Source organism: Rhizobiales bacterium NRL2 (genome assembly GCA_001664005.1).
In the GTDB taxonomy this organism is placed as follows: domain Bacteria; phylum Pseudomonadota; class Alphaproteobacteria; order Minwuiales; family Minwuiaceae; genus Minwuia.
Genome location: CP016093.1, coordinates 837,787 through 855,375, shown reverse-complemented (window position 1 = coordinate 855,375; position 17,589 = coordinate 837,787). Strand labels below are relative to the sequence as shown.

The window sequence follows — 17,589 nt, the reverse complement described above, 5'->3', positions numbered from 1 at the left end:
CGCAAGCACTGAAATTTTCTCAGGGCTGATCAATTCGAAATGCATCTACGCCGTTACCCAGCCATGATTCATCCAGCAAATGGAGCATGGGCGCTGGCGGCCGGAACACCGGTCCGAAATCCCCGATCGTCGTGAACAACAGCCAGGGGGCATGCGCGCCGGCGATGTCCGCAACTTTCAGCATCCGCGCGATCTTCCGCTCATCGGTCCCGACGACCAGCACGATCACCGGTGCGGTCAGCTTGAGGTGGTCCCGGTAGAGCCCCCCACCAACATAGGCCCGATACTGCGCCAATGAGCGTTGCCAGCTCTTGCGGTTCCAGTTGCTTGTGGTCATGGGTTCGGTGCCGCGGTCGGCCTCGACGAGGAAGAAGCGGTATCGCGGTCCGGCATCGGTCAGGTACTCGAGCCCGAAGAGCGCATCGGGAATGAGGTCCCTGGATACGGTCTTGCCCGATTTCGGGTCCTCGATCGGGGTAGGGAAGCGCAGCTGGGCCCCTGCCCTCTCGAGCACCCGCCAGCCCGGTATGAACTTCAGGTCCTCGCGAGCCAGGGTCGCCAGCTCGATGGAGGCGGTAATGCAGGCGGTCATGAAGCCATGCAGCCAGGGGCCCGAGGGCCGCGTCGCATAGGGTGAATGGAGGCCTGTTTCCTTCAGCGCCGCAACCGAAGCCTGAGTCAGATCGTAGACAAGCTGATTGTAGCGACTGTCGATCGTGCGGAACTGCTGCAGGGGCCGTGAAAGATAGGTGCCGCCATGACGGGTTTCGGCTTCGTTGAAGAGGTCCGTCAGGCGCTCCCTGGCCCGCTTCTCGTTTATGTACTCGCCTGCCGAGAAGCCGTGCAGATATGAGGACGGCAAGGGCCCGTGCTCGTGGATCTTCCGGAACCACAGGAGATCACGAGGCTGCGGACTGATGCGCTTGCCGGTCGAGATCGGCCGCAACCGCTTGCGGCGCTGGATAGCGTCAAATCCGGGCGCCGGCTCCGCCATCTACCAGGTTGGCGTCGCGTCGGTGGCCGATGAGCTCTCAGCCGCGGGTTGCGGAGATGCTGCCTCCGAAGTGTCCTTGACCTTCGCTTTCCGGTCACTCGCCCCGGCCGCCTCGACGCTCGGCCTGCCAAGTTCAGAATAGTGCACCGCGTAGCGCGCCCGCATGCGCTCCTGAAGATGGCGCCGGGCCTCGGCGGACATCTGCGCCCGGGCTTCCAGTTCGCCGAACGGGAAGGACAACGGCAGCGCGTGGCTGGTGGCGCCTCGCACATAGGCGGCAAAGCTGCCCTTGGGCTGGTTCTCGATCAGCGCCGGATCGCAATGGAGCATCGGCGCCAGGGCGCGCGCATCCTTCGCCGAGACGCCGCCGGCGAATTTGATCGCCGTATTGGCGGCGAAGGCTTCCTGCAGCTTGGGCTCAAGCTGTCCCAGATACTGGTGCGCGAGCACCATGCCGACACGGTACTTCCGCGCCTGACTCAGGATGATGCCGATATTGCGGTCGAAATAGTCCGCCGCCTCGTCGATATAGACGAAGGTCGGCATGCGTTCCTTCTCCGACAACGTCGCGCGCTCCTGCGCGGCCTGGGCGATCATGGCGATGAAGAACCGCCCGAAGATCTCGGTGCCCTGCTCCTTCAGGAGATCCTTCGCGGTGTTGATCAGAATAACCTTGCCGGCGTTCATCTCCGCGAAGAGGTCCAGCTTCGATCGCGGATGGGAGAACATCCGCTCGAAGGTCTGGTTTTCCAGGATGCCCCAGAGGCGGCGGAGCACCTGCTTCTTCGTCTGCTCGAACTCCTTCGACGTGAACTCGGTCTCGAAGAAGTGCCGCGCGGTGCCGGTCAGCTTCTCGATGTGTCGGGCGAACCTGACCTCGCTGCCCGGCTCCATCAGCTCGCGCAGCGTATGGATGGTGGCGTCCGGGATATGGAGCATGAGACGGGTCACGTACCGGAAGATGACGCTCTGCTTCTGGGTCATCTCCGCGGCGAGCAACGAGCCCAGGACGAAGTCGTAGAGTTCCAGGATGGAGTTGGTGAGCCGCTCCCGCTCCAGCGGCGCATAGCCCTGGAGCCGTTCGATGCCGACGTCGAAGAGATTGAGCGAGACCGGCCATTCGACATCGGTCGGGTCGATCACGACAATCCGGTCGGCAAGCGCCCCGCCCCCTGCGAACTCGCCCAGTCCGGAGATGGTACGGATAAGATCGCCCTGGCTGTCCAGGACCACCACGCTCCGCTCGCCGCGCGCCACCGCTTCGAGATCATGGCCGATCAGATATTGCAGCGTCTGTGTCTTGCCGTGTCCCGAACCGGCGACGATGTGGTGATGCTCGAAGCGGGCTTCGGTCGGGATCGTGAAGGGCAGCTCCTGATCGAAGAGCTCGAGCAGCGGCGTGCCGCCGAGATAGGTTGCGGCCAGTTCCGCCGGATCGCCGATATCCGACTTCGACGGCATCTTGGGCGTGCGTTGAAAGGTCCGCGGATCGGCGGCCGGATTGCCGCCCGAGGCCGCCACCAGATTGCGTTCCAGCCGGGCGACGTGCCGGGTGAAGAGCCCGGCCTCCGCCAGTTCGTCGGTGCAGATGGCGGCGCAGACGGATTCCGTCAGCCGGCCGACATCGCCGATGCTGCGGATCAGCGGAGCCGGGGCGGGAATGCCGTTCTCTATCTCGCTGTCGGCCGAGAGCGCCGGACAGGCCTCGTGAAGCCGACCCACGATTTCGGCGAAGGTGTCGATCAGCAGGGATCGGACCTGCGGGAGATCCTCCAACAATTGCCGCTGGGCGTTCAGTTCATCGCGCAGCGCCCAGAGCTCGGAGACCGAGCCCCGGTCCTCCCATCGGGGCTCGGGGAACTGGAACAGACCTTCATAGTCGAAGGTCCTTTTGATAAAGCGGAGCACGACCGCGCGCTGAGGATGATCGTCCGGTAGGTCCAGTCGGGCCAGGACGTCCGATGTCAGCTCCTCGATCAGAACCTCACGCCCTTCCGGCGAACGCAGCCCGTGGCGGCGGAACAGGCCCTCGACGCGATCGAAAAGCTCCTGGGTCACCTGCAGATCGCCCGGCCGGAACAGCCCGTGGATGAAGGCGTGCGTCCGGGCGGCGAGGTGGAGCGGCATCAGAGCCCTCTGAGGATGACCTGCCGGGCCTCGTCCTTGGGCAGCGGCTCTATTCTGTGGCTCTCGGTGCCGTCCCAGTGTTTGGCGCTTTCCATGACCTGGCGGAGATAGCCGGTGATGGTCTCGAGCCAGGCTTCCTTGCGGGCCAGCTCGATTACGCTCGGGCAGCTGAAATGCCGCCCGTGCAGCAGATCCTTGACGAAGATCGTCTCGCGCTTCTCGTGGAAATACCAGTAGCCGGCGCCGATGCCGCCTGCGAGCCCCAGGACGACGCCGATGGTCGTGCCGATGAAGACGGCAAGCAGGCTTCCCACCACGAAAAAGACCAGCAGCCCGATGATTCCCGCATTGCGAAGCAGCTTCGGCTGGATCGCGGCAATCAGAATTGCGTCATCAAAGCGGTAGCGCTTCACGAGTTCCTGCTCGCCCGCCTCAAGCTCGACCTTCGCCCACAGCTTGAACTGAACCTTGGCGAGCTTTCCCTCCGTCTGCTCGCGCCTGAACAACAGGTCCATCACATCCCTCCCTCATAGGATGCATGTATTGGAGTCTCTTCACGCAAATCCCGTCAAGATGAAATTTCCCTCATCAAGGGCAGAGAGACACATAAATACGCGCACCGGACATTTGCGGCAGCCTCTGGGCCTTTTCAGCTGGCGGTCAAAGCGCATGAAGTCGCGGCGTCGCAGGATAGACGAGGGAGAAGCCATGCTCGTCAACGAGCATCCTTGTACGGGGACCGGCAGGATAGTGTCCCGGGGGATAGAGAAAGCCCCTTGCCTCAAGACCTCCGATCTGAACTTGAAGTCGCCGAATGGAATTGCCGCGGCGCGTGAACATGGGGGATGTGCCGATGCATATCAGTGGCACTCAGTTGCGATGGCCTCCCGCCTTCTGGCCGTGGTTCTCGCGGCCGACACGCACCGCAGAAGCATGTCGAGCGTTTGATATCCGGGCTTGCGCACCGGAAGAGAGGATGAATGCCGGCGCACTCCTATGCCGGCCCGGCAAGGTCGCTCTCGGCGCCGACAACTATTCAAACCCTGCATGTGCCCAAGGTTCGGCCGCTGGCAAATCTGCCATCCGCGCCAGGTTCGCCAGGCGCCATTCAAACGTGGCGCCGTCGCTTTCGGTTCACAGCGGCCACCAACCTGCCCCCAGCCGCTTCGTCGGCGAGCCCCCACCTACGATTGTCCAAAACTCCATTGCGATGCTCCAGTCAGGTGCGTCACCACCCCCGGCGAACGGGGCGCCACCCCATGGTCAAAGTGGTCGGATCCCCCAGGCGCCTTGTTTTGCCCTATCCGAGTTCAGGGAGCGACCGAGCCCGAGATTCCGCAGAAGCCATTGCTGGTCGCCCGAAATCGCGTGACGACCGTTCAAGGTGGTGGGCTGGGAATTGGTTGTCTATGGTGGAAAGTCATTGCAGGGTCGGCCGCGCAGCCACGCCAACCGCGCATCAAGACAAATGTGCTCTCGTTCCGATTGTGCGATAGCCATTCGCCAGACGACAACCGGCACCCGCCGCACTTGGGTCCTTCGATCATGGCCAACGCAGAGGGTCGGGCAGACACGATTAAGGAAGGGAGGTCGCGGTGACCTGGGCGCTGATCGTGGTTTTTCTCAACGCCAACCAGATTTGGGACACAGGCATGCGAGCCGACAGTCTCGAGGGGTGCTCTGACGTCCGAGCCGGGATTGTCGAGCAATACCGCCGTGACGGCCAGAGTATCTCAGGGGCATTCCAATGCGTGCCAGTGCATGCGGAGGCCCTTTCGCAGGGGCAGCCCGCAGGTGATGAATAGCAATCGTTTATGCGCGCTCAACCGCTCTCGAGCGATCTCCCACCCGCTGCGATTGTTGACAACACTGCTTCAGCAATCGTCAAATGGAAACGGCATTGGAACGAAGCTGATTGAGGGAGGGCACGCTGATGGTCAGGGACGCCGTTTGTATCTGCACGGCCGCATTTTTCATTCTCGGTAGCGCGCAGTCTGTCGAGGCCGGCATCGAAGAGGCGGAGAAACTTCAAGCCGCAGGGGATCACACAGCTGCGTTGGAAGAATATGTGAGCACTGGCGGCGAGGGAGATGTGGAAGCAAGCTTCCGCGCCGCGCAGATGTTCGAACGCGGCGAGGGCACACCAGAACCGCGCCTGGAAAAAGCAGCAGCCTGGTATCAGGTGGCCGCACGCGCCGGCCATCTGACGGCGCTGACGGCATTGGCCGAGATGTTTGCTGACGGCCGCGGCGTCGATAAAGACAGGACACAAGCGTGGGCACTGCTGGATATCGCAGCCCGGAAAGGCCACACCGACGCAGCGGCGAAGCGTGACAAACTGGCTGAGGCAATGTCTGAAAACCAATTGGCCGCGGGGCAACGTCGTGCAGAAAAGATCGCACCAAAATACATGAACTAGCGCCCTTTCTTTTCCGTGGCCCGGGGCATTCGCATTCGTCGCCCCTGTCGCCACTTTCAGGAAAGAGGGGCTCAATGGCCGCCTAGCTGGCTATGAACAACTGCTTCGTGGCGCCGCGCGGGTCGGAGTTCGATACGCAACCAAAAATTGACCCAATCGGTGCCGCTCTATTCACATGGCCGAATCACGGGAGATGACGCTGGCCCCAAGTTCCGGCAAACGCTCCCGCCGAGATGGATCCGGCCACATCGAAGCCCCCCATGCATCGCCCCCCGGGCCCCAAGGCAAAGACTAGAAGCACCGACCTTCCGGCAGGCTGTGGCACTCCGGTCAGAACCTCCCAACTGGATACCGTGAATGCCAAACTTCTATCGACCGGCGTCATTCCGGCCCACGCTTGGCCTCCGCCAAGGCCGCCTGGACCCGCACCAACGATCGGCTCTTCGGACCTCCACCGGGCCGCCATCCCCCGCCCCTCCTTCAATGGCCAGCATCTATGCCCGGCTCACGCTTGACCCCTCCAGGATCTTTGCCAAAGCCCCGCAACGCTGATAAATATCTCTCTACAAAATCTGACTCAAAATCTCTGAAAGAAAGCGACCGTCCACGATGCAATCGTGCGCCGCGCAAGGGTGGGAATTTCTCACCACCGCACACGCATATGTAAATATGGGAACCTAGGGTATGGTGCTTCCTGATTCGCGAACCGCGCGGCATCTGTTTCTAGCGATCGCCCTCACCCTCCTCACGACATTCATGCCGACTTTTCTCCGGTGGGGATGGGATGTATTTGATCATCTCACCGACGGTCAACGAAACAGCCTGATTATAGTGTTTCTTTCCTCGTCGACCGTGCTGTGGATGGTCTTAAACACTCGATCGACTATTCTCAACTCCTCTCACTCTATCTCTCTTATCTATAGTGGATTTATTTTTACAATCGCCTATATGATCGTTTTGTTTTTCAGAATCGAGTTCGTTATTTATATACTTTTAGCTTCTGCCGCCATGACGGTCGTGAGTGCCTATATATTGACACGCATGCGCAGAGCGAGTTGGCGAACTTTCTATATGGTCCCGTACGGCAAATGTAGCGAACAGCTTGAGAGCGTTCGGAATGCATGGTTGCCGCTTACTGAGCCGAGAATCAAAGATTCGCGTCGAGCCATTGTGGTCGCCGATCTGAAGGCCGACCTTCCCGACACGTGGCAACGCTTTCTGGCCAACTGTGTCTTGCAGCATATTCCAGTTATCGACTATGATACATCCATTGAAATTATTGAACACCAGGTAAAGATAGATAATCTGTACGAACATTTCGTCCAGACCCTCAATCCATCCCCGACTTATCTGGTTATAAAAGGTATCATTGATCGCATCCTCGCGTCTATCTCGCTATTTTCTCTAATTCCTGTGTTTTTGTTCATTGCCATTTGCATAAAAATCAACTCACGCGGGCCGGTCTTTTATAATCAAGTACGAGTTGGTTATCGTGGCAAGCCATTTGTTATGTATAAATTCCGATCAATGTATCACAATGACGGCCGGTGGCGTGGACCTACAGACAAAGATGATCAACGTGTCACTCGTGTTGGTCGAATTCTCCGTCGGCACCGGATGGACGAACTGCCGCAACTCATAAATGTATTCCTTGGGCAGATGAGCCTGATTGGCCCAAGACCCGAAGCCGTTTCGTTGGCCCGTCGCTACTCGCGGGAGATACCGTTCTTTAAATTGCGCTATGTCGTCAAGCCGGGTATCACAGGATGGGCCCAGGTTGAGCAGGGATTTGCGGCCGAAATCGATACTGTCTTGAAAAAACTTCGATACGATTTTTTCTATATCAAGTATTTCTCGCCAACCCTGGATACATTGATCCTGATCAAGACGATCGGCGTCATTTTACTCGGCAAGGGGTATCGGTAGAAACCGTCGCCCGCTGGGTGACGCGACCAGATGACGTTGAGCCTCATCGCGCGATGGGCTCGATAGAGGCAAGCGCAGGCACTCCTGCATTTCAGCCGACTCCCTTTGGCATGCCCGACGGTCGGTCGATGCCGGCTACATTCTGGCGTGTCACTGCGCCACTACGCCGTTCAGCGACAGCGGATCCGCGGCCAGGGCGCCACCATTGAATCCCTCCTGATCGTCACCAGGGTCTATCGCCAGGATAACAACAAACGGAGGTAATCCGATGACCCGCATTCTTGGATCTATCAGCGCGGCTTCCATGGCTCTGGTGCTGGCGGCCTGTGGTTCGATGGAGGAGACCGCCGACATGTCTGAATCCGCTGCCATGGCCCCCATGGCTGAGCCTGCGCGGTCAGAACCAATTACCGAGGACAATGGCCCTCACTACGGACCGCTGACCGAAGGCATGTATGCCGCCGGCGCGGGCTACAATATCCTGGTCCCTGACCAGTGAACCAGCCCCAGGGGCGGGCGAGAGCCCGCCCCCTTAGGCTGGCCCGAGCCGCGGCCGCCCGCTTCAGGCGGTGCGGGGCAGACGGTTTCCAAGAGGCCGCGCCATCTTCGCAGCCGCAGCTGTGCAAGTCGTAACCGAGCTGACGCGAGCGACCGCTGATGACATCAGCGGGACTGTGTTCGGAGCTAAACCCTCTGAACACACTCCCTATTTTGTGTAATATTTGTCATATCGATTATAGTTCTCGTAGTAATAACCAGGTACTTCACCGCCTTTTTGAGTGTCGAATCGTGTCATTACGATGCCCGCAATACGACAGCCGGAATCTCTAAGCGACTTGACGCCCGCCTTGACGATGCCCTTCTCGGTGGTGCGCCAGGGGACCGCATAAATGAATGAATCGCAGACCTGGCCCAATGCCAATGCATCCGACGTCGCGAGCAAAGGCGGGGCATCGATAACAATGACGTCGAACCTGTTCCTCGCATTCTCGATCAACCCCGCAAACCCCTCGGACTCGAGAAGCTGCGGCGAATTCGACATGGCCCGTTTGACGAAGAGAACCGAAAGATCGGTTTCAGCCACGGTGACAATGGCATCCTCGAGGCTCGCCGAACCGTCAACGACATCCGCGACCCCATAGGTGACATCACGGCTCATGACCCTGCTGGCAAAGGATGGTCGCCGCAGATCACCCTCAATCAGCAGGCATTTCTTTGATTTGGAAAACTCATATGCGAGGCCGCTGGCGAATGTCGTCTTTCCCTCGCCCGGAACCGAAGATGTGACACAGATCACCGCGTTGTTCGCCATCATGCTGCGCAACGCCAGGACCGACTTGGCCTTGCGAAAGGATTCGGCGAATCCCGTATCCGGCTCTCTCTGCAGGTACTCGACGACCCCCCGTTGAAGGTGCCGCTGCGAAATTTCCGGTACAACGGCGAGGACGGTCTCGCCGAGAACTTCTTCCACTTCATCGCGATGGTTGAAACCTTGTCGGAGCAGGCCGATCGCGAATCCAAAACAAAGCCAGAGCGCGCCACCGCCCGCGCCACCCGCAATGGCGAGCAGAAGCGGCGGAACACCCACAGGACCTCCGGGGACTGACGCCCGCTGCAGGACTCTGACATCCGCCGTCTGGACGTCCTCCTTGGCCGTCGTCTCCCTCAGCCTCGACAAATAGGTTTCATAAAGATTGCGGTCGGTTTCCGCTTCCCGCTCCAACTGCCGAATGGCCACTTCCGCCTGACGATATTCCTGCGCCTGACGTTCCAGCCGACGGAGCTCGTTCGAAAGGTTCTGCACCGTGATTTCCGCGGCCCGCAATTCCGCTCGCGCATCGCCGACGGAGGCATTTCTTGCCTGCTGAAGCCGGGCATCGACCTGCGCCAGATCCTCCCGTACGGCGATCAATTTCGGATGTTTCTCGAGGTACCGCCCCGACAGCTCAGCTTCGCGGCGACGCAGGTCGGTGCGAAGCTCAATCAGGCGATTGATAGTGTCCGAGTTCTGCCCCCCGTCGGAATCGACCACCTCCCCTTGCTCGCGGCGTCGGCTCGTAATTTCGTAGCGCGATCGGGCCGCCGTCAACGCCGATTGCGCGGTGACCAGCTGGGTACTGAGCTGGGCAATCTGCTGGGAAATAGTACCGGCATCCCGCCCGGAGATTTCCGAGAATTCCGCTCGTTTTTGGGCGGCCGCCGATTCCGATTCCCGCACGCGCGCCTCAAGCTCCGCGATACGGTCCGAAAGCCAGTTCGTCGCCCGTTTGGTCTCGGCGAATTTCGCCTCGAGCTGATCTTCGATATAGGCGTCGGCCACGGTATTCGCCAGAATTGCGGCCTTCTCCGGGACCGTCGAGGAAACGCTGAGCGTGAACGCGTAGGAGAAACGTTCGCTCTCGACCTCAATGCGACCGCGCAAGGCTGACGCCGCTCGCACGACATCGATCCCGGGCATTCTCCGCGTGGCCGGCATCACATCCCGAGACGCGTCACCCCAGCCCAGTGCCGACCCGGCCCAATCAAGGGCGCCACCGCGGAGGATTCCACCGGCAACGGAGGCCAGGACACCGACATCTACAAGTTTCGGTGGCGTCACGAACTCCGGATCCCGATTCAGGCCCGTGCGCTCCACCACGCGGGAGAGCAGGTCCGTCGAACGGATAATCTCGATTTCGTTGTTGATCGTCGCCGAGCTCACATCCATTCCCGATGCGAGCAAATTGACATTGGCGAAATCCGCTTGCTCCGGTCGATAGAGCAGGGTCGTTTGGGCCGAATACACCGGCGGGCGAAGGCTCAACACCAGCAGGCAGACGCCGAAAACCACCAGCGCGGCAAGCAATGCCTTCACGTATTTTCGGCGGGCATATTGGATGAAGTCCGTCAGGGAGACTTCACGAACTCGGGCAGCGGATGGGGGCGTATCTGTCATGGTTCCACGGCGCATTTGAACAAAACTAGGGGAGGCAGGTGACCGGAATCACAAATCGAGATCCGTGATTTCCGGGCCAAGGGCGGGGCGATATGGCTTGGCGGGGCCGCAGCCATCGCAGCTGAGGCGCTGACGGGGATCAAGGCAGACACGCAGGGGCGCCGCTCGAGCGTCCCGGACCGCGGGAATGGAGCGCTCACGCCGCGCGGACCGCCCTTGCGGGAGAGCGCCATTTCGGCGAGTGGCCGGCGGAGGCCGACCCTGTGGCCGCTCCCGCCGGCCGGATTCGGTGGTGAATTTGCCAACTCATAATGTTGCTCGGGTCTCAAAGCGTTGCATGCGCGTTCGATCATCGCCAAGCGCAGGCTAACGTCTCCATCCGTTCAGTTTCCCCATTTTCTCATGATCCGGCACGCGAGTAGAGAGCGCCAGGGTCGCATCGCTTGAAGATGCGCCGGAGAATGACGCCTAAACGCAATCCGCGTCAATGCCCCAGTGTGTGCCACGCCGGTTTGCCGGCGGCGGATGAACCTGCGGGTCATTTGCGGACGGCATGCCCGAGGGCCAGCTTTGACGATCGGGCAATCATGATCGGCGCCACGACGCCCTGCCACCTTCGAAGCAGGCGACTTGATCGCCCTTCGCCGCCCGGCGCCCTTCAACCTATGCGCCACTCGGCATATGTTCGCCCCGCCGGACCCTGCGGCGGCTGCCAGAATGACACGCCGGCCGCCGCGACGGGCCCCCTGTGTCCGGCGCCACTCGCCGCGACCGATAGCAACGAGGCCTTTGAGGGGGCAAAAAACTTCTGTATGTTTGGGTGCTCCGGACATCATTCGATAATTCCGGTTGGCCTACACCTCCATGCGGGTCATATAGCTTCTCCCCAGTCGCGCTTCCTGCACTTGAGACCGAATCGGTGACACAATGCGTCAGGCGTCGAGCGGGAGCGGCCCAGGAACCGGAATGCAACGATCAGCGGACTGCCAGTCATGAAATATCTGCAATATTCAATCGTTCTTATTGCGGCCGCCCTCTTTATGTATTTCGGCTTCGAGGCACAAAAGCACTTCCGCAACACCGTCGAAAAAAGCGAGGTCCATAGCCTTCTGGCCAAGCGCGCCAATCTCGGTACCGGCAAGGAAGTCGTCTCAATCACGGAATCCGATTTTCCGGGCCGATATTTCTTTCAGGTCGCGGAACCCGGCGACGATGGGGTCACGGTCGCCTATGGCTGGATCGAACCGGAAGCCTGCAAGCGCGCGACGGAGGCGTCTTGCATTGAGGTCATGAGCGGCAAGCAGGTTCTCCGTCCCGTACCTTCGGTCGACAGCCTGCCGACCGCGGGCGATCCGGCCGGCATCGCAACCGCAGCGACGGAAACCTCTGAGACGACCGCCGGTGACACAACGACGCCGGAGGCATCGCCAGACAACACGACCGAGATAGCACCGGCGTCCGCCACGCGCGCCGCAGAGACGTCTGAACCTGAGCGTAGCGAGAGCCCTCGCTATCGGGTCACCGCATCGAAGGTAAATGTCAGAGCCGGTCCCGGCACGGCCTATGAAGTGGTCGACGTGATGACGCCGGAGGCCACATTCGTCATACTTGAATCCTCCGACGATTGGTCGAGAGTTACCGCCGACGGCGGCGAGAATCCGGTGGCGGGTTGGATCTGGAGCGAATTGATTACGGGCGTCGAATAGACCGTAGAATGTCATTCGCGCCAGGCCCGTCGTTCACTGCGCTGATACTCGCAAGCGGTTTCCTATTTATAGGCCTGAGCCGGCCCCTGTATGCCGGCGTCTATGGCGCCCTGTTGGTGGTTTGGCTTGCAGTCGCCGCTGTAGGGGGGCTGTTTCGCCGTCGCAGGGTCCTGGCGCGACCCGATAGACAGGGGTCGACACCCCGACGCCTCGCCTTGATCGCAGGTTTCTGCTGTTATGTATTGTTCTCCGCTCTTGTGCTGCTTCAGATCGGCAGCGCAGTGCACCCGATCCTATTCGACGCGCCATTGTCTGCTGGCGATTACGTCGGTTTTAATCTTGATCTGAGCATTTTCGTCGCCCTGGCCAATCTCCTGCTTATCCATGCAGGCTATCGACAGGTCCGTGGGACACGCGATTTTGACAGATTCTTCAAAACCTACTTCGCCGCTATCTCAATAATCTGGCATTTGTCCTTTCTGATATGGCTGATCGAAGATAATGCCGTGCTGCTTCATTATAGTGAATGGTCGTCGAGTGTATTTTCCGGTCCCTTGAGTAATGCCAACCATGCCGGAATGGTCTCGGTCATCGCGGCAGCCTTTTACGCTTTGCAGATCATCCAGGTGGATCACCGTGGACAGCCCATCCCCGCCCTCGCGTCCGACAAGAGAACGCTATTATACCTGGCTCAGTCGCTTGTCTTTTCCTATTACGCGCTGACGAGCGGCTCCCTGATGGTCTATTTGATTTTCTCGGCCATTGCGGGCCTGCTGATTTTCAATGTTCTGTCCGACCGAGTGCGGCATCACCTTCTCTGGATATCCGCGGCCGCCTCGATCATTCTGGGCGGGTTGTATTTTGTGCTTCTTTTCGGTGCCGACGAGGGCCTGCTGCCAATGGCGAGTTTCCTGGACCGGCAGATCATCGCTCGGGAAGCGCTGCCGTTCATCGTGGACAGGCCCTGGCTGGGCTATGGCACCGGAAGCGTATATTCGGCGCTTGTGGGACGGTCGATCGAGGCGATACCCGATCTCATCTTTCTCAGCGCCCATAACTATTACCTGGATTTCCTCCTGCAATATGGGATCCCGGGCTTCGCGGCTGCTTTCCTGGGCGTATTCGGCATTCCGATGGCGTGCTTGATCGGCTTCAGCAGACGCGCCCGCAACATCTCTCCCCTCGGCCTGGCTATCTGGATCCTGTGGCTGGTGGTTCTGATCTCGTCATTGACGGATTTCGGGCTGGCCATCCCGTCCATATCGATGTTGCTCTGCTTCCTGACCGGCGCCATCTACCGTGTCATCATCCAAGATGGCGCACCCCTTTTCCAACAGGAGGGCAGCGCCGCCGCGGGCGGTCAGGACACCCGGATCACCTGAAGGCATCAGTTGTCCTGTCACCTCCGCACCTGGCGGCAGTTACGGCATGCCTGCAGTTCGGCGTTCACCGCAAGTCGCAACGCATCCGTCTCCAGGACGGCCCCTTCCACCGCCGGCGGCGGGCATGACGTCATTTCGGGCCTTAGCGCCGTTTCTTGCGGCCATATTCGGTGACTGTTCCGGCAAACTCAGGATGCGCCTTGGCCAGAATTTGTTTGCAGGACCAGCATTTGCCGATGACGTCGGCGATATCACGTCGGTAAGACGGGTGGCTATCCCACAAATATATCAACTTCCGATCGAGCACCTCTGCGAGCTCCGCGTCTGTGTGCTCAAGGAACCGCCGGAATTTGTAGGCGCCAATGACGACCCGGGGGTCTGACGCACCCAGCATCAGGGCGCGCCGAAGCAGCAGGCGCGTCTCGCTCACCACCCCGCAGTCGTTCGCGCGCTCTGCCAGCGCCAGAAGCAGCTTGGCGTCATTGGGCGAGATCGCCGCGTATCGGGCAATCCGAGAGGCCCCGCCGTTCGTCATCGACCCTCGCGCACACCAGCCGCTATTGCTGTCGCCAGCGCGAACGGCCGATCGCAGTATGATGGATTCCGGAAACCGGCTCGACAACAAGGCCGGTTGATCGACCTCCAGGCTCTCCCGCTCGGAGAGAACCACAATCCCGATAGAAAGGCCGATGGTGACGACCGCCAGGATAAAGGCCACGAGATGCGCCCCCACTCTGACGATTGGCTCACTCATAACCGTCGCCCGCCTGCAGTCCTTTCATGCGAGGCATCGCAGGAGATAACGGCCATAGTCGTTGCCCTTCATCGCTTCGGCCAGGTCGCGCAGGCGGTCGTCGCCGATCCAGCCCATGCGCCAGGCGATCTCCTCGGGCGCGGAGATCTTCAGGCCCTGGCGCTTCTCGACGGCGTGGATGAATGCCGCCGCCTCCAGCAGGCTGACCGGCGTGCCCGTGTCCAGCCAGGCGAAGCCGCGGCCCAGTTTCTCAACCTTCAGCCGCCCCTCGGCGAGGTAGAGCCGGTTGACGTCGGTGATCTCCAGTTCGCCCCGGGGCGACGGCGCCACCCCGCGGGCGATCTCCGCCGCCCGGCCGTCGTAGAAGTAGAGTCCCGTCACCGCGTAGGGCGAGGGCGGCCGCGCGGGCTTTTCGACGATGTCGGTCGCCCGGCCCTCCGCATCGAAGGCGACAACGCCATAGCGTTCGGGGTCGGTCACCTCATAGGCGAAGACCACGGAGCCTTCGCCGAAACCCGCCGCTTCCCGCAGCAGGCCGGAGAAGCCACGGCCGTAGAAGATGTTGTCGCCCAGCACCAGGGCGCACTTCTCCCCGGCCACGAAATCCTCCGCGATGATCAGCGCCTCGGCGATGCCGCGCGGCTCGGCCTGCTCGGCATAGGCAATCTCAAGGCCCCAGCCGCGGCCGTCGCCCAGCAGCGTCTCGAAGCGCGGCAGGTCCTCGGGCGTCGAGATCAGCAGGATCTCGCGGATACCGGCCAGCATCAGCGTCGCCAGCGGGTAGTAGACCATCGGCTTGTCGTAGACGGGCAGCAGCTGCTTGGAGACCACGCGCGTCATCGGGTGCAGCCGCGTGCCCGCGCCGCCGGCCAGCAGGATGCCTTTCATCTCTGTCCCTCGATTGCCGAATTGACGTCGGACCGGCCGGCGATGTCCAGGTCCCTGTGGGCCAGCCCGACGGTCGAGGCCCCGCGCGCCAGCGCCCGCCAGCGCAGCGCCGAGCCCACCTGTCCGCCCGCGCCCAGGATCAGCACCGTCATGCCGCGCTCCCCAGCCGCCGCCGGTCGTGCACCGCGCCGATCCAGTCGCGGTTGTCCAGATACCAGCGGACGGTCTCCCGGATGCCGTCCTCGAAGCTCCGCGCCGGCCGCCAGCCCAGTTCGCCCTCGATCTTTGCCGGGTCGATGGCGTAGCGGAAATCGTGGCCGGGCCGGTCGCCGACGAAGCGGATCAGGTCCGTATGCGGGCGGTGGCGCGCCTCGGGTGTTTCGTCCAGCACGGCGCAGATCGCCCGCACCAGGTCGATATTGCGCCGCTCGCCCCGTGCGCCGACCAGATAGGTCTCGCCCGGCCGGCCGGCGTCGAGCACGCGGAGCAGGGCGCCGACATGGTCGTCGACATGGATCCAGTCGCGCACGTTCAGGCCCTGCCCGTAGACCGGCAGCGGTTCGCCGGCCAGCGCGTTGAGGATGATCACCGGAATCAGCTTCTCGGGGAATTGGAAGGGGCCGTAATTGTTGCCGCAATTGGTGATCAGCACCGGCAGGCCGTAGGTGGCGTGAAAGGCTCGCACCAGGTGGTCGGCGCCGGCCTTGGAGGCGGCATAGGGGCTGGTCGGGCGGTAGGGATCGCCCTCGCGGAAATGCCCCTCGCCGGCCAGCGCGCCATAGACCTCGTCGGTGGAGACGTGCAGGAAGCGGAAGCCCGCCCGCGCCGCCTCGTCCAGGCCGCGCCAGTGGTCCAGCGCGCATTCCAGCAGCACTTCGGTGCCCGTGACATTGGTGCGGATGAATTCGCCCGGCCCGTCGATGGAGCGGTCGACATGGCTTTCGGCGGCCAGGTGCATCACCGCCTCGGGCCGGAAGCCCGCGAAGGCTTCCGTCATCGCCGCCTTGTCGCAGATGTCGGCCTTCAGGAAGCGGTAGCCCGGCCGGTCCGCCACGCTCGCCACGTTCTGCGGCAGGCCGGCATAGGTCAGGCAGTCGAGGTTCAGCACCTCGGCGCCGTCGGCCACGAGCCGCCGCACCAGCGCCGATCCGATGAAGCCGCAGCCGCCGGTGACGAGAATCCGCATGGCGCTCACACCCCGCCGAAGCCGGCGAGGTCCGGCCAGGCGCGGTCCTTCTCCGACAGGATCGCCGCCGCCGGCTCGACGGGCCAGTCGATGCCCAGCGCCGGGTCGTCGAAGCGGACGCCCCGCTCGGCCTGCGCGTCGTAATAGCCCGTCACCTTGTAGATCACCTCCGCGCCGTCGGTCAGCGTACAATAACCGTGCGCGAAGCCTTCGGGCACCCAGAGCTGCGCCCAGTTCTCGCCCGAAAGCTCGACGGCCACGTGCCGCCCGAAGGTGGCCGAGCCGCGGCGGACGTCAACCGCGACGTCGAGGATGGCGCCGCTGAGACAGCGCACCAGCTTGGCCTGCGGGCTGGGCGCAAGCTGCAGGTGCAGGCCGCGCAGCGTCCCGGACCGGCCGTTCAGGACGTGGTTGTCCTGCACGAAGTCGGCCTCGATGCCCGCCTCGGCCAGCGCGCGCCGGTTCCAGACCTCGGAGAAGAAGCCGCGCCCGTCGCCGTGCCGCGCGGGCCGGACGATCCGCACTTCGGGAATGGCCGTCGCCTCAACCCGGAGCCGACCCGTAGAGCGATCGATCCACGACCTTGTCGCAAGCTGCGATTCAGAAGACATCAAATGGCGGGTCGCCATGAACTGGCCGATGGCGGCGATCGGTACACGGGGCCGTCCTTTCGTCTGAGCGCGGGCGCCGTCGACTTACCTTGGCCGACAAGGCTAGAAGAGGCGTTCATCCACCCGAATGACATCGCCCGGCAGAACGCGTGTCCGGCCCGTGACCTTGATCCCGTCTTCGGGACCATCGGCACGCTTGATGGTGATGTCGTCCTCGTCGGCGCGGAAGGTGAAGCCGCCGCCCATCGCCACCGCCGTCAGCACATCCAGTCCGCTGCGATAGGGGTAACTGCCGGGCTCATTGACCTCGCCGATCACGTAGAACGGTCGATAGTTCATCACCTCGACACTGACCCTGGGATTGCGGAGATAGCCATCCTTGAACGCGGTTTCGATGGCGTCCTGGAACTGCTGGATGGTCTTGCCTTGTGCGTCCACGCCGCCGATCAGAGGCATGGAGACATCGCCCGTGCCGGAGACCTCGAATTCGCCGGAGAGATCTTCTTCCTGATAGACCGTGATGCGCAGCCTGTCGCCGGCGCCCAGCCGATAGACCTGATCGCTCTGCGCCGCGCTCTGATTGACAATGCCTGTTGCCAGGAGGCAGATGACCGAGAAGATACTTAAGAGAGATCGGTACATCCGACGCATTTTACCTCGA

The 17,589-nt window shown here is 61.7% G+C and carries 14 protein-coding genes; 5 read left to right on the top strand and 9 right to left on the bottom strand.

All coding sequences use genetic code 11. From position 1 onward, the window contains the following. Positions 1-19: 19 nt before the first annotated feature. The 3 genes from TEF_03960 to TEF_03950 are packed head-to-tail and all read right to left on the bottom strand — an operon-like array spanning position 20 to position 3,636. Positions 20-994 carry a hypothetical protein gene (locus TEF_03960; GenBank protein ANK80034.1) on the bottom strand — a complete coding sequence of 325 codons (975 nt, stop codon included), beginning with the start codon at positions 992-994 and terminating at the stop codon, positions 20-22. Beyond that, a complete protein-coding gene (locus TEF_03955; GenBank protein ID ANK80033.1) occupies positions 995-3,121 on the bottom strand; it encodes a hypothetical protein in 2,127 nt (708 codons plus the stop codon). Continuing rightward, positions 3,121-3,636, bottom strand: coding sequence for a hypothetical protein (locus tag TEF_03950; GenBank protein ANK80032.1), 516 nt, complete (start codon positions 3,634-3,636; stop codon positions 3,121-3,123). Before TEF_03950 ends, TEF_03955 begins: the two co-directional genes overlap by 1 nt. A 1,400-nt stretch (positions 3,637-5,036) precedes the next feature. Here TEF_03950 and TEF_03945 point away from each other — a divergent pair. The 3 genes from TEF_03945 (at position 5,037) to TEF_03935 (ending at position 7,965) form a co-directional block, all read left to right on the top strand. Then, entirely contained in the window at positions 5,037-5,540 is a 504-nt protein-coding gene (locus TEF_03945) for a hypothetical protein (GenBank protein ID ANK80031.1), read from the top strand. A gap of 1,389 nt (positions 5,541-6,929) precedes the next feature. Then, the gene (locus TEF_03940) at positions 6,930-7,466 is read left to right on the top strand and encodes a hypothetical protein (protein ID ANK83263.1); all 537 of its coding nucleotides are present in this window, start codon (positions 6,930-6,932) and stop codon (positions 7,464-7,466) included. A 268-nt stretch (positions 7,467-7,734) separates the two neighbouring features. Further along, positions 7,735-7,965 (top strand): hypothetical protein, encoded by a 231-nt coding sequence (locus TEF_03935; GenBank protein ANK80030.1) that lies wholly within the window; start codon positions 7,735-7,737, stop codon positions 7,963-7,965. A 207-nt stretch (positions 7,966-8,172) separates the two neighbouring features. Here TEF_03935 and TEF_03930 read toward each other — a convergent pair whose 3' ends face one another. Continuing rightward, positions 8,173-10,311, bottom strand: a complete 2,139-nt coding sequence (locus TEF_03930; GenBank protein ANK80029.1) for a hypothetical protein — start codon at positions 10,309-10,311, stop codon at positions 8,173-8,175. Positions 10,312-11,441: 1,130 nt separating this feature from the next. Between TEF_03930 and TEF_03925 the strand changes: the two genes are divergently transcribed. Both TEF_03925 and TEF_03920 read left to right on the top strand, forming a co-directional pair. After that, positions 11,442-12,107 carry a hypothetical protein gene (locus TEF_03925; GenBank protein ANK80028.1) on the top strand — a complete coding sequence of 222 codons (666 nt, stop codon included), beginning with the start codon at positions 11,442-11,444 and terminating at the stop codon, positions 12,105-12,107. A gap of 242 nt (positions 12,108-12,349) precedes the next feature. Next, positions 12,350-13,489: a hypothetical protein gene (locus tag TEF_03920; GenBank protein ANK80027.1), complete on the top strand. Its 1,140-nt coding sequence runs from the start codon at positions 12,350-12,352 to the stop codon at positions 13,487-13,489. A 142-nt stretch (positions 13,490-13,631) separates the two neighbouring features. On the opposite strand, the gene TEF_03915 is transcribed toward TEF_03920, so the two are convergent. From TEF_03915 to TEF_03895, 5 genes are all read right to left on the bottom strand, one after another. After that, entirely contained in the window at positions 13,632-14,243 is a 612-nt protein-coding gene (locus TEF_03915) for a hypothetical protein (GenBank protein ANK80026.1), read from the bottom strand. A 24-nt stretch (positions 14,244-14,267) separates the two neighbouring features. Further along, entirely contained in the window at positions 14,268-15,131 is an 864-nt protein-coding gene (locus TEF_03910) for a glucose-1-phosphate thymidylyltransferase (GenBank protein ANK80025.1), read from the bottom strand. Between the two features lie 148 nt (positions 15,132-15,279). Then, positions 15,280-16,317 (bottom strand): dTDP-glucose 4,6-dehydratase, encoded by a 1,038-nt coding sequence (locus TEF_03905; GenBank protein ANK80024.1) that lies wholly within the window; start codon positions 16,315-16,317, stop codon positions 15,280-15,282. 5 nt (positions 16,318-16,322) lie between these two features. Beyond that, positions 16,323-16,928 (bottom strand): dTDP-4-dehydrorhamnose 3,5-epimerase, encoded by a 606-nt coding sequence (locus TEF_03900; protein ANK83262.1) that lies wholly within the window; start codon positions 16,926-16,928, stop codon positions 16,323-16,325. Between the two features lie 102 nt (positions 16,929-17,030). Next, positions 17,031-17,579, bottom strand: a complete 549-nt coding sequence (locus tag TEF_03895) for a polysaccharide biosynthesis protein (GenBank protein ANK80023.1) — start codon at positions 17,577-17,579, stop codon at positions 17,031-17,033. Positions 17,580-17,589: the final 10 nt, after the last annotated feature.

Coding starts and splice junctions, on each gene's coding strand:
- TEF_03960 (ANK80034.1), bottom strand. CDS start 994: ATGGCGGAGCCGGCGCCCGGATTTGACGCTATCCAGCGCCGCAAGCGG.
- TEF_03955 (ANK80033.1), bottom strand. CDS start 3,121: ATGCCGCTCCACCTCGCCGCCCGGACGCACGCCTTCATCCACGGGCTG.
- TEF_03950 (ANK80032.1), bottom strand. CDS start 3,636: ATGGACCTGTTGTTCAGGCGCGAGCAGACGGAGGGAAAGCTCGCCAAG.
- TEF_03935 (ANK80030.1), top strand. CDS start 7,735: ATGACCCGCATTCTTGGATCTATCAGCGCGGCTTCCATGGCTCTGGTG.
- TEF_03925 (ANK80028.1), top strand. CDS start 11,442: ATGTATTTCGGCTTCGAGGCACAAAAGCACTTCCGCAACACCGTCGAA.
- TEF_03915 (ANK80026.1), bottom strand. CDS start 14,243: ATGAGTGAGCCAATCGTCAGAGTGGGGGCGCATCTCGTGGCCTTTATC.
- TEF_03910 (ANK80025.1), bottom strand. CDS start 15,131: ATGAAAGGCATCCTGCTGGCCGGCGGCGCGGGCACGCGGCTGCACCCG.
- TEF_03905 (ANK80024.1), bottom strand. CDS start 16,317: ATGCGGATTCTCGTCACCGGCGGCTGCGGCTTCATCGGATCGGCGCTG.
- TEF_03900 (ANK83262.1), bottom strand. CDS start 16,928: ATGTCTTCTGAATCGCAGCTTGCGACAAGGTCGTGGATCGATCGCTCT.
- TEF_03895 (ANK80023.1), bottom strand. CDS start 17,579: ATGCGTCGGATGTACCGATCTCTCTTAAGTATCTTCTCGGTCATCTGC.